Here is an 11,551-nt window from a genome sequence, read left to right as displayed (position 1 = left end):
ATGGCGGACTCGACGCACGGGGAACGACGGGCCGGGCGCATCGCCCGACGCCGAGCGCGGCGGGCGCACGAGTCATCCGCGCCGCCGGCCGAACCGCCTCGCGACGTGACCGAGGGGATTCCCTACGGCGTGCGGCTGGCTGCCGCGTGGTCATGGCGACTGCTGCTCGTCGGCGGCGTGATCGCGGTCGTCATCTTCCTCATCATCCAGCTGCGGCTCATCGTCATCCCGGTCCTCGTGGCGGTACTCCTCGGTGCACTGCTGGTGCCGTTCTCGGCGTTCCTGCAGCGCCACGGCTGGCCGAAATGGCTCGGCGTCACCGTGGCGATGCTCTCGGCGCTCGCTGTCGTCGGCGGGCTCCTGACGCTCGGCATCACGCAGATCGTGCGCGGCGCCGACGAACTCGCCGCGCAGTCGCTCGTGGCGTGGGACCAGTTCCGCGAGTGGCTCCTCGAGGGCCCCCTGCACATCACCGAGCGGCAGCTCAACGACTTCGTCGAGCAGATCATCACCTCGGTGCAGCAAGACAGCGGGGTGCTCGTCACCGGTGCCCTCTCGGTCGGCTCGTCGCTCGGCCACTTCCTCGCGGGCATGCTGCTCGCGCTCTTCGCGACCCTGTTCATCCTCATCGACGGCCGCGGCATCTGGAACTGGATCGTCGGCATCTTCCCGAAGCGCGCCCGCGCCGCGGTCGACGGCGCCGGTTCCGCCGGCTGGGCGACCCTGCAGAACTTCGTGAAAGTGCAGATCCTGGTCGCCACGATCGATGCGATCGGCATCGGCCTCGGCGCATTCCTCCTCGGAGTTCCGCTCGCGATCCCCATCGCCATCCTCGTGTTCCTCGGCTCGTTCATCCCGATCGTCGGTGCCGTCGTGACCGGCGCCCTCGCAGTGTTCGTCGCCCTGGTCTACAACGGCTTGGTCATCGCGCTCATCATGCTCGGCATCGTGCTGCTCGTGCAGCAGGTCGAGGGCCACGTGCTGCAGCCGCTCATCATGGGCACGGCCGTGAAGGTGCATCCGCTCGGCGTCGTCGTCGCGGTGGCGACCGGGTCGCTGCTCGCCGGCATCCCGGGTGCGCTGTTCGCGGTGCCTGTCGCGGCAGTGCTCAACGTGATGATCGTGTTCGTGTCGCGAGGCTCGTGGAAGGGTGCTCCGGGTCCGCCGGCGACCGAGGTGCGGTCCCCGCTGTGGACCACGGTGCCGCAGAAACCGGGATTCCAACGAGGAGAATGAACGACGTGAGCACCACCATCGCGGGGCCGAGCCTCGCCGAGTTCGTCGAGGCTCGCACCGTCGTGGGCCGGGTCGCCCGCCAGACGCCCATGGAGTCGTCGCGCTTCCTCGGCCGCACGGTCGGCGTCCCGGTGTACCTCAAGTGCGAGAACCTGCAGCGCACCGGCTCGTATAAGCTGCGCGGCGCCTACAACCGTCTCTCGGCCCTGAGCGACGACGAGCGCGCACGGGGCGTCGTCGCCGCTTCGGCGGGCAACCACGCCCAGGGCGTCGCATACGCGGCACGTGAGCTCGGCATCGCCGCCACGATCTTCATGCCCGTCGGCGTCGCGCTGCCCAAGCTCGCGGCCACCCGTTCCTACGGCGCCGACGTCGTCCTGCACGGCGACTCCGTCGGCGAGACGCTGCAGGCCGCCGCCGCGTTCGCCGCCGAGACCGGCGCGGTCATCATCCCGCCGTTCGACCACCACGACATCGTCGCCGGCCAGGGCACACTCGGCCTCGAGATCCTCGAGCAGGCGCCCGACGCGACGACCATCGTCGTGCCCATCGGCGGGGGCGGGCTCGCGGCCGGCATCGCGAGCGCGGTCAAGCAGCGGGCCGCCGAGCTCGGCCGCACCATCCGGGTGGTGGGGGTGCAGGCCGAGAACGCCGCGCCCTATGTCGCCTCGATCGCCGCCGGATCGCCGGTGCAGGTGCCGGTGGTGCCGACGATCGCCGACGGCATCGCCGTGTACCGGCCGGGCGAGCTCAACTTCGCCATCATCCGCGATGCCGTCGACGAGGTCATCACGGTCAGCGAAGACGACATCGCCCGCGCGCTGCTCGTGCTGCTCGAGCGGGCGAAGCTCGTCGTCGAGCCGGCCGGCGCCGTCTCGGTGGCGGCGCTCATGACCGGTGCGGTGCGGTGCGACGGCCCGGTCGTCGCCGTGCTCTCGGGCGGCAACATCGATCCGCTGCTCATGCAGCGGGTCATCGCCCACGGACTCGCCGCCTCCGACCGCTACCTGTCGCTCAGCATCGGCCTGCCCGACAAGCCCGGCCAGCTCGCGCGCATCGCCGAACTGCTGGCCGAGGCGAACGCGAATGTCATCGAGGTGCTGCACACGCGGCACGGCTCGAAGCTGCAGATCTCCGAGGTCGAGCTCAAGCTCTCGGTCGAGATCCGCGGAGCCGAGCACCGCGACGAGGTCATCCAGGTGTTGCGGCGGGCCGGGTACGACCCCGTCATCCACGAGGAATGAACGAAGAGCGGATGCCCCGGGACATCCGCTCTTCGTCGTCGGTTCTGCGAACCGGGCCGGTCTCGGGCAGCGCCTACTGGCCGCCCCAGGTCTCGACACCGGTGACCTCGACGGCGATCTCGCGGCCGTTGGGCGCGGTGTAGCTGGTCTTGTCGCCGACCTTCAGGCCCATGATGGCGGCGCCGAGCGGGCTCTGCTCGCTCCAGACGTCGAGCTCGGAGTCGCCGGCGATCTCGCGGCTGCCGATGAGGAAGGTCTCTTCGTCGCCGGCGATGACGGCCGTGATGACCGTGCCTGCCTGGACGACGCCGGTCGACTCGGGTGCGTCGCCCACCTCCGCGGTGCGCAGCAGCTCCTTGAGCTGACGGATGCGGGCCTCCTGCTTGCCCTGCTCGTCTTTGGCGGCGTGGTACCCGCCGTTCTCCTTGAGGTCGCCCTCTTCACGCGCGGCCTCGATTCGCTTCGCGATCTCTTCGCGGCCGTGGGTGGAGAGGTGCTCGAGTTCCGCCGCGAGGCGGTCGTGGGCCTCCTGGGTGAGCCAGGTGACGGTGGCGTCCTGCGCCATGATGCACACTCCCGTGTATGTTTCTCCACGTTCGTGGAAAGACATGTATAGACGTGTCGCCCCGGCGTCTGCCGGAGCGAATCTCTAATATTAGGTGAGCCAGCAGCGGTAAATCAAGCCGGTGTTCGCTTCCTGAGCGACGCGCACGGTCTCGGTGAGGCTGCGGATGTGCTGCGTCGACGCCGGCACGTCGATGACCTTCCAGCCCACCACCGTGAAGTCCTCGTTGAGCGCCTGCACGATGCAGGCGGTGTCGTTGCCGGGCGGCACCGAGAGGTTCCAGCTCACCTCGACGGCCCGCTCGTCGTTGATGAGGCGATGCCCGGTATCGGTGACCTCGACCTGCGGCTTCTGGCCGTCGAGGCCGGCCCAGACGACCCATGCGACGAGGACGATCGCGGCGAACGCGGCGCCGGCGATGAGCAGCACGCGGTCGCGCGTGCGATTGGCGCGCGTTCGGCCGTAGCGGGCGGCCAGCACGTCGCTCTCGGGCACGGTCACCGGAGCCTCCTTCGGGTCGCATCGTCTAGGCTTGAATCAAGCCTAACCGCCCGAGAAGGCCCGAATCCGCCCTGAAGGAGTCCGATGCTCGTCGTGCCCGCCGTGCTCGCCACCGACGAGGAATTCGACCCGAACACGGTCACGCCGGGCGTCTGGGGCTTCGTGCTCACGTTCCTCGTGATGGTCGTCGTCGTGCTGCTCATCCTCGACATGACACGGCGCATGCGCCGCGTCAACATGCGCGCGCAGGTGCAGGCGCAACTCGCGGCCGAGGCCGAGGCGGCCGCCCGCGATGCCGAGCTCGCCGAAGCCGACGGCCAGGCGATCGATGCGGCCGACGATGCACCGCCGAACGAGGGTGACGAGCCCCCACGCGACGAGGACGGTCGCCCCGACGCTGCTCGTTGACCCGGGGGTTTCGAGACGCGCGCTGCGCTCGCCCCTCAACCCGCGGGCGCCTCAGCCCGCATGGTAGGCCGGTGCGATGGCGATGATGAGCGTCGCGGTCCAGTGGCACATGAACGCGAGCACCGTGCAGGTGTGGAAGATCTCGTGGAAACCGAAGACGCCCGGCCACGGGTTGGGCTTCTTGAGGCCGTACACGATCGCGCCGGCCGTGTAGAGCACCCCGCCCACGATGACGAGCACCATCATGGCGACGCTCGCCGCGAGCAGGTCGCCGATGTACATGACCGCCGCCCAGCCGAGCAGCAGGTAGATGGGCACGTAGAGCCAGCGCGGCGCCGTGATCCAGAACACGCGGAAGCCGATGCCGATGAGTGCGCCGCCCCACACGATCGCGAGGAGCAGCCAGCCCTTGTCGGGCGGCAACGCGAGGATCGCGAGCGGCGTGTAGGTGCCCGCGATGAGCAGGAAGATGTTGGCGTGGTCGATGCGCTTCAGCACGACCTTCGCCCTCGGCTTCCAGTTGAACCGGTGATAGAGCGCGGAGTTGCCGAACAGCAGCATCGACGTCAGCGTGAACACCGCGCTCGCCCACTTCGCCCACGGGCCCTCGGCGAGCACGATGAGCACGATGCCCGCCGCGATCGTCACCGGGAAGGTCCCCGCGTGGATCCACCCGCGCCACGTCGGCTTGACCTCTTCGGCGTGGGTCAGCCCATCGTCGAGGATCGGGATGTTCGGCAGGTCCGGTCCGTGGTCGGCCTGCGTGACCGCGACGTCGGCGGGGTCGGCGGGCGCGACGGGCTGTGACAGCTCCTCGCCGAGGTCGAGGGGCTCACGGCGGCGCTCACGGTTCATCTTCACAGCGTAGGGCCTCGCCGATCACTGTCCGCTGTGAGTCCGCCGGCGGCCGTTGGGGGTAGCGTAGTGCCGTGCAGAAGAGCGATCAGCCCCTCGGTCGCGGCATCCTCTACCGCCTCTATCAGAACCGACTCCGCCGCGGTCTCGACCCGGAATCGCTGCCGGGCCACGTCGCGATGATCATCGACGGCAATCGCCGCTGGGCGAAGCAGCTCGGCTACGACACCGCGGCGCACGGCCACCGCGCGGGAGCCGCGAAGATGCGCGAGTTCCTCGAGTGGTGCGACGACCTGGGCATCAAGGTCGTGACGCTCTACCTGCTCTCGAGCGACAACCTCGGCAACCGCCCGACCGACGAACTCGCCGACCTCATCGAGATCATCGCCGAGCTCGCCGAAGAGCTCTCGCACTACCGCGACTGGCGGGTGCAGCACGTCGGCTCCGATGCGGGCCTGCCCGAACCGCTCGTCGCCGCCCTCGACGCCGCCGAGCACCGCACGGTCGGCAAGCGCGGCCTGCACGTCAACCTCGCGGTCGGCTACGGCGGGCGCAAGGAGATCACCGACGCCATGCGCTCGATCGTCGCGGCCCATCACGCCGAGGGTCGCAGCCTCGAAGACCTCGCCGAGCGGCTCACGCCCGACCTCATCGGCGAACACCTCTACACGGGCGGCCAGCCCGACCCCGACCTCGTCATCCGCACGTCGGGCGAGCAGCGGCTCAGCGACTTCATGCTCTGGCAGGCCGCGCACAGCGAGTTCTACTTCGTCGAGGCCCTCGGGCCAGACCTGCGGCAGGTCGACTTCCTGCGGGCATTGCGCGACTATGCGACGCGCCATCGTCGATTCGGCGGGTGATGGGCCTCCACGGTCTGCCAAGATGTTCGACGGAAGGGGGCACCAACACGTGACCACCATCGACGAGTTCATCGCCGCATTCGCAGAAGAGCCGGGCTACCTCGACTACGGCCGGGTCGGGCCGCTCTCGACGGCGGCCGCCGAAGAGGCGCTCGCCTTCACCCAGGTGTTGCAGCGAGCCCGCCACGGAAGTCTCGACGTGTTCGGCGAGCAGGACGCGCGTGTTCGTGCCGCGGCATCCGAGGTGATCGGGTTCCCGGCCGAGCAGATCGTGTTCCAGCCGAACACCACGCAGGGCCTCATGCACGCCATGTTCGGGCTCACCGGCGGCGTGCTGCTCTCGGCCGAGGAATTCCCGAGCGTCACCATCTCGGCCGTGCGGGCCCAAGAGGCGCTGCACACCGTGCAACCGGTGTGGCTCGAGACCGACCACGGCAAGGTGACGCCCGGGCAGATCCGCGAGCAGCTCGAACAGAACGTCGAGGCCGTCGCCGTGAGCCTCGTCGACTCGCGCACCGGGTATCTCTGCGACATCGAGGGCATCCGACAGGTGATCGGCGACCGTCTGCTCATCGTCGACGCGATTCAGGGGCTCGGCGTCGTCGACGCGCCCTGGGCGGCCGCCGACGTCGTGCTGAGCGGCGGCCAGAAGTGGTGTCGAGCCGGATGGGGTACCGGCATCATGGCCCTGTCCGACCGCGCGGTCGAGCGCCTGACGCCGGTGTTCTCGGGCTTCACCGGAACCGAGGAGGGCGAGCCCTGGGGGCACGTGCCCCCGCCGGCCCCCGACGCCCGCGCCTACCGGGTGTCGAACCCCGACCCCATCGCCGAGGCACGCTTCGCGGCGAGCCTCGAAGAGATCGCCGATGTCGGAGTGTCCGCGATCAATGCCGCGGTCGCCGAACGCGTGAGTCGTGCGATCGAACTCGCCGACGAGTACGCGCTCGCCGTCGTCTCATCGCGCGACGAGCAGGAGCGCGCCGGCATCGTCGTGCTCGAACCCCCCGCCGAGCAGGTCACCCTGCTCACCGCCTCGCTGCACAACCACGGGGTGACGGCGAGCACGAGACTCGGCCAGGTGCGGCTCTCGATCCACGCCGCCACGTCCGAGGAGACGTTCGAGATGCTGCGCGGCGCGTTCGTGTCGTACGGCACGGCTGCCTCGTACTGAGCTCGGGCAGCGCCATCCGCCCGCTCTTGCTCGCTCGCTTGCTCCTGCTCGCGCACCCGGCCTGACCGCCCGGAATGTGAACGGCGGATGACGTTTCGCGTGTCGCTGACACGGATGTCCGAAGCGCGTCGTAGCGTCTGAGACATCAGGCAAGGTGCCTGAACGAGTCGGCTCGTGAACCGCTCGTAGGAGGATTCGCCGGCCGGCGCGAGAGCCGAGCAGATGCTCGGGGCAGGAGCGGTCGTGGCTTCTCTGGAATCCTCTGAGTCCGTCGGTCGAAGCACGGGGCGCCGCAAGGCCGAACCCGACGCGTCGACGCCCGTGCACACCGCACAGGCCGAGCGGACGTACGTACTTGACACCTCGGTGCTCCTGTCGGATCCCCGGGCGCTGTTCAGGTTCGCGGAGCACGCGGTGGTGCTGCCGGTGGTGGTGATCACCGAGCTCGAGTCGAAGCGCAATGATCCCGAGATCGGGTACTTCGCGCGGCAGTCCCTGCGCATCCTCGATGAGATGCGTGTCGAGCACGAGCGGCTCGATTTCCCGATCCCGGTGGGCGACGGCGGTTCGCTTCGCGTGGAGCTCAACCACTCGAGCCCGTCGGTACTGCCGAGCGGCCTGCAGCTCGGCGACAACGACTCGCGCATCCTCGCGTGCGCGGCGAACCTCGCCAACGACGGTGTCGCCGTGACGGTCGTGTCGAAAGACCTGCCGCTGCGCGTGAAGGCCGCCTCGATCGGCCTCGACGCACAGGAGTATCGTGCCGAGCTCGCGCTGGACTCGGGCTGGAGCGGAATGAGCGAGCTCTCGCTCGGCTCGAACGACATGGCCAAGCTCTACGAGCACGAGGCGATGACGACGCCCGAGGTCGAGGGCATGCCCGTGAACACGGGGCTCGTCATCCACTCCGAGCGCGGCTCGGCCCTCGGCAGAGTCGTCGGCGAGGGCGAGGTCAAGCTCGTGCGGGGCGACCGCGACGTGTTCGGCGTGCACGGCCGCTCGGCCGAGCAGCGGCTTGCCATCGACCTGCTGCTCGACCCCGAGGTCGGCATCCTCTCGCTCGGCGGCCGCGCGGGCACCGGCAAGTCGGCGCTCGCCCTGTGCGCCGGCCTCGAGATGGTGCTCGAACGCCAGCAGCACAAGAAGATCATGGTGTTCCGGCCCCTGTACGCAGTCGGCGGCCAGGAGCTCGGCTACCTGCCCGGCGACCAGGGCGAGAAGATGAACCCCTGGGGGCAGGCGGTCTTCGACACGCTCGGATCCGTCGTGAGCGACAACGTGCTCGACGAGGTCGTCGAGCGGGGAATCCTCGAGGTGCTGCCGCTCACGCACATCCGCGGGCGGTCGCTGCACGACGCGTTCGTCATCGTCGACGAGGCGCAGTCGCTCGAACGCAACGTGCTGCTCACCGTGCTCAGTCGCATCGGACAGAACTCGCGTGTCGTGCTCACTCACGACGTCGCGCAGCGCGACAACCTGCGCGTCGGCCGCCACGACGGCATCGCGTCGGTCATCGAGACGCTGAAGGGGCATCCGCTCTTCGCCCACATCACGCTGACCCGTTCGGAGCGCTCGGCGATCGCCGCACTCGTGTCCGAGATGCTCGACGGCGCCGAGCTGACCTAGGCACCGCACATGCGACGACGGCCCCCGAACCGAGCAGGTCGTGGGCCGTCGTGACGATGGCTGACTACGCCTGCGGCGGGCGCGTCATCGAGAGCAGGTCGAGGGCGGCATCGAGCTGCTCTTCGGTGAGCTCGCCGCGCTCGAGGAAGCCGAGGGCGACGACGGCCTCGCGCACCGTGATGCCGTTCGCGACCGAGTGCTTCGCGATCTTCGCGGCGTTCTCGTAGCCGATGTGCTTGTTCAGCGGGGTCACGATCGACGGCGACATGCCCGCCAGCTCGGTCGCGCGATCGACGTTCGCCTCGAGGCCGTCGATGGTCTTGTCGGCCAGCACGCGCACCGCGTTCGAAAGCAGGCGGATCGACTCGAGCAGCGCGGTTCCCATGACGGGGATCTGCACGTTCAGTTCGAAGGCACCGGATGCCCCGGCCCACGCGATCGTCGCGTCGTTGCCGATGACCCGTGCGCAGACCATGAGCACGGCCTCGGGCACGACGGGGTTGACCTTGCCGGGCATGATCGACGAGCCGGGCTGCAGGTCGGGGATCTGCAGCTCGCCGAGGCCGGTGTTCGGGCCCGAGCCCATCCACCGCAGGTCGTTGGCGATCTTCGTGAGGCTCACCGCGATGGTGCGCAGCGCACTCGACGCATCGACCAGGCCGTCGCGGTTGGCCTGCGCCTCGAAGTGGTCGACGGCCTCGGTGATCGGCAGCTCGGTCTCGCGCTGCAGCAGTTCGATGACGAGCTGCGGGAAGCCCGCAGGCGTGTTGATGCCGGTTCCGACGGCGGTACCGCCGAGCGGCACCTCGGCGACGCGGGGAAGCGCGGTGCGAACTCGCTCGATGCCGAGTCGCACCTGGCGGGCGTAGCCGCCGAACTCCTGGCCGAGGGTGACCGGCGTCGCGTCCATGAGGTGGGTGCGACCGGCCTTCACCACGCCGGCCCACAGGGCGGCCTTGGCCTCGAGGGCGACGGCGAGGTGGTCGAGTGCGGGCACGAGCTCGTCGATGAGCGCCGCGGTGACGGCGATGTGCACCGACGTCGGGAACACGTCGTTCGACGACTGCGATGCGTTGACGTGGTCGTTCGGGTGCACCGCGCTGCCGAGCTTCGTGGTGGCGAGGGTCGCGAGCACCTCGTTCATGTTCATGTTCGACGAGGTGCCCGAGCCGGTCTGGTAGACGTCGACCGGGAAGTGAGCGGCGAAGTCGTGCTCTCCGGCGATGATCTCGTCGGCGGCGGCCTCGATGGCACGGGCGATGTCGGCGTCGAGCACGCCGAGCTGCGCGTTTGCCTGCGCGGCGGCCTTCTTGATGCGGGCGAGCGCCTGGATCTGCTGGGGCTCCAGCCCGGAGCCCGAGATGGGGAAGTTCTCGACCGCGCGCTGCGTCTGCGCCCGGTAGAGCGCCGATGCGGGGACCCGCACCTCGCCCATCGTGTCGTGCTCGATGCGGTAGTCGGCGGCGTTGTCCACCACGGTGTGATCCCTTTCGGTTCTGCGGGGTGCCGGCTCCGCCGGCGAGCCGAGGAGCGGCGTCAGATGCGACCGAGGACGATGTCGGTCTCGACGCGACCCTCGAACAGGCGGTAGTTCGCGCCGACGATAGCCAGCGTACCCGCTGCGATGGCGTCGCTGATCATCTCGGAGCTGTCGACGAGCTCGGTGACGGTGTTGCGCAGGTGCTCACGACCGACGAACCCGGCGTCGAGGTGCGACGGGTCGACGGGGGCGTCATCGGCGCCGCCGGCGACCTTTCGCACGGCGGGCACGATCTTCTCGACGAGCCCGGCGATGTGCGGCGGCAGCGGTGCCGCGTCGGCCGCTTGCGAATCGATGGCGGCGCGCACGGCGCCGCACGCGTCGTGCGCGAGGACGAGGATGACGGGCACGTGGAGCATGCCCACGGCGTACTCGAGCGAGCCGAGCGCCGAGGCGGAGACCACCTGTCCGGCGTTGCGCACGACGAACGCGTCGCCGAGGCCGACATCGAAGATGATCTCGGCCGCGAGCCGCGAGTCGCTGCAGCCGAAGATGGCGACGATCGGACGCTGGGCGTGCGCGAGCGACGTGCGTCGGTCGATGTCCTGACGAGGGTGGAGCGGCTGACCCGCCACGAATCGCTCATTGCCGCGGCGCAGTTCGCGCCACGTGGCAGCCGGGGTCTGCGGTCGGTCGGTCGGCTGCTCGGTCACGCGGTGCCTTTCAGTTCTGCGCCTCGATCGTCGGCGTGAGCGCCGACGCGAGCGTCGTGAATTCCTCTTCGGATGCGGTGCCGAGCAGCACGAACGTCGTGCCGCCCGCCTCGGTCGTGAGCGCGTAGCGGGCGTTGCCGACGTCGTTGCTCGACTCGCGGTTGTCGTAGATCGTGTACTCGATGCCGTCGATCGACGTCGTGCCGGTCGCGAGCGTGCGAGAGAGCAGCCCGGCGACCCAAGTGGGGTTCGCCTCGATGCCCTGGTAGACGCCGACGTACTCGTCGCTCGGGGTGAGGTAGCCGACATACCAGGCGGTGACGCCGTCGGCTGCGCTCGTGCGGATCTCAGCCGCATTCCCTCGCCAGCCCTCTGGCAGCTCGGGAACCGCGAGCTGGTCCTCGATCGCGATCTGCGCCTGCTGGGCGACGGCGGCGACGTCGATATCGGGTTCGATGGGGGAGTCGGTGCGGGGCACGATCAGCACGATGACGAGCACCACGAGCAGGCTCGCGCCGAGGGCGAGCACCAGGTTCTTGACGGTCTGGCGCTGGCGGTGGTTGCGCGAGTCCTCGGCCTTGCGGGCGGCGGTCTCTTCGGGAGTCTCGGGGCGGCCGAGCTCGGCGACGACCCTTGGTGGGCGCTGGACCATCAGCGAGCGCCGCCTTCGGTCGCCTGATGGGATGCCGCTGCCGCGCGGGCGGCGTCGAGGCGGGCCTTGGCGCCGATGAGCCACTCTTCGCACCGGGCAGCGAGGGCCTCGCCGCGCTCCCAGAGCGCGAGCGACTGCTCGAGGGTGGCGGACCCCTGCTCGAGCTCGCCTACGACGCGCACGAGCTCGTCTCGTGCCTGCTCGTAGCTCAGCTCGGCGATATCGCTGGTGGGGGGCATG

General features: G+C 69.6%; 13 protein-coding genes. 6 read left to right on the top strand and 7 right to left on the bottom strand.

Features of this window, described 5'->3' with window-relative positions:
* Together LQ757_RS10760 and ilvA are read left to right on the top strand one after the other, a co-directional pair.
* On the top strand, positions 1–1,236 hold the full coding sequence (locus tag LQ757_RS10760) for an AI-2E family transporter (RefSeq protein WP_231047197.1): 1,236 nt from the start codon (positions 1–3) through the stop codon (positions 1,234–1,236).
* Positions 1,233–2,480 carry a threonine ammonia-lyase gene (ilvA, locus tag LQ757_RS10755; protein ID WP_231047196.1) on the top strand — a complete coding sequence of 416 codons (1,248 nt, stop codon included), beginning with the start codon at positions 1,233–1,235 and terminating at the stop codon, positions 2,478–2,480. The genes LQ757_RS10760 and ilvA overlap by 4 nt, the downstream gene beginning before the upstream one ends.
* Before the next feature lie 73 nt (positions 2,481–2,553).
* Here ilvA and greA read toward each other — a convergent pair whose 3' ends face one another.
* Positions 2,554–3,045 carry a transcription elongation factor GreA gene (greA, locus tag LQ757_RS10750; protein ID WP_231047195.1) on the bottom strand — a complete coding sequence of 164 codons (492 nt, stop codon included), beginning with the start codon at positions 3,043–3,045 and terminating at the stop codon, positions 2,554–2,556.
* Positions 3,046–3,135: 90 nt separating this feature from the next.
* The gene (locus LQ757_RS10745) at positions 3,136–3,546 is read right to left on the bottom strand and encodes a DUF4307 domain-containing protein (protein WP_231047194.1); all 411 of its coding nucleotides are present in this window, start codon (positions 3,544–3,546) and stop codon (positions 3,136–3,138) included.
* An 84-nt stretch (positions 3,547–3,630) separates the two neighbouring features.
* On the opposite strand from LQ757_RS10745, the gene LQ757_RS10740 reads away from it, so the two are divergent.
* Positions 3,631–3,954 carry a hypothetical protein gene (locus LQ757_RS10740; protein ID WP_231047193.1) on the top strand — a complete coding sequence of 108 codons (324 nt, stop codon included), beginning with the start codon at positions 3,631–3,633 and terminating at the stop codon, positions 3,952–3,954.
* Positions 3,955–4,005: 51 nt separating this feature from the next.
* On the opposite strand, the gene trhA is transcribed toward LQ757_RS10740, so the two are convergent.
* A complete protein-coding gene (gene trhA / locus LQ757_RS10735) occupies positions 4,006–4,809 on the bottom strand; it encodes a PAQR family membrane homeostasis protein TrhA (protein WP_231047192.1) in 804 nt (267 codons plus the stop codon).
* A 74-nt stretch (positions 4,810–4,883) separates the two neighbouring features.
* On the opposite strand from trhA, the gene LQ757_RS10730 reads away from it, so the two are divergent.
* The 3 genes from LQ757_RS10730 (at position 4,884) to phoH2 (ending at position 8,466) form a co-directional block, all read left to right on the top strand.
* Positions 4,884–5,669 carry an isoprenyl transferase gene (locus tag LQ757_RS10730; protein ID WP_231047191.1) on the top strand — a complete coding sequence of 262 codons (786 nt, stop codon included), beginning with the start codon at positions 4,884–4,886 and terminating at the stop codon, positions 5,667–5,669.
* A gap of 49 nt (positions 5,670–5,718) precedes the next feature.
* Entirely contained in the window at positions 5,719–6,840 is a 1,122-nt protein-coding gene (locus tag LQ757_RS10725; RefSeq protein WP_231047190.1) for an aminotransferase class V-fold PLP-dependent enzyme, read from the top strand.
* A gap of 222 nt (positions 6,841–7,062) precedes the next feature.
* Positions 7,063–8,466, top strand: coding sequence for an RNA 5'-3' helicase PhoH2 (gene phoH2, locus LQ757_RS10720; RefSeq protein WP_372459646.1), 1,404 nt, complete (start codon positions 7,063–7,065; stop codon positions 8,464–8,466).
* 64 nt (positions 8,467–8,530) lie between these two features.
* Here phoH2 and LQ757_RS10715 read toward each other — a convergent pair whose 3' ends face one another.
* Genes LQ757_RS10715 through LQ757_RS10700 form a run of 4 tightly spaced genes read right to left on the bottom strand, consistent with a single transcriptional unit; the run spans position 8,531 to position 11,550 of the window.
* Positions 8,531–9,943 (bottom strand): class II fumarate hydratase, encoded by a 1,413-nt coding sequence (locus LQ757_RS10715; protein WP_372459645.1) that lies wholly within the window; start codon positions 9,941–9,943, stop codon positions 8,531–8,533.
* A 59-nt stretch (positions 9,944–10,002) separates the two neighbouring features.
* Positions 10,003–10,659, bottom strand: a complete 657-nt coding sequence (locus tag LQ757_RS10710; protein WP_231047189.1) for a carbonic anhydrase — start codon at positions 10,657–10,659, stop codon at positions 10,003–10,005.
* 10 nt (positions 10,660–10,669) lie between these two features.
* Positions 10,670–11,311 (bottom strand): DUF4245 domain-containing protein, encoded by a 642-nt coding sequence (locus LQ757_RS10705; RefSeq protein ID WP_231047188.1) that lies wholly within the window; start codon positions 11,309–11,311, stop codon positions 10,670–10,672.
* A complete protein-coding gene (locus LQ757_RS10700; RefSeq protein WP_231047187.1) occupies positions 11,311–11,550 on the bottom strand; it encodes an exodeoxyribonuclease VII small subunit in 240 nt (79 codons plus the stop codon). Before LQ757_RS10700 ends, LQ757_RS10705 begins: the two co-directional genes overlap by 1 nt.
* Position 11,551 lies beyond the last annotated feature (1 nt).

This window comes from Agromyces cavernae (assembly GCF_021044935.1).
Classification (GTDB): domain Bacteria; phylum Actinomycetota; class Actinomycetes; order Actinomycetales; family Microbacteriaceae; genus Agromyces; species Agromyces cavernae.
Note: the sequence above shows the minus strand (reverse complement) of the source record. Positions and strands in the feature narration are given on the sequence as shown.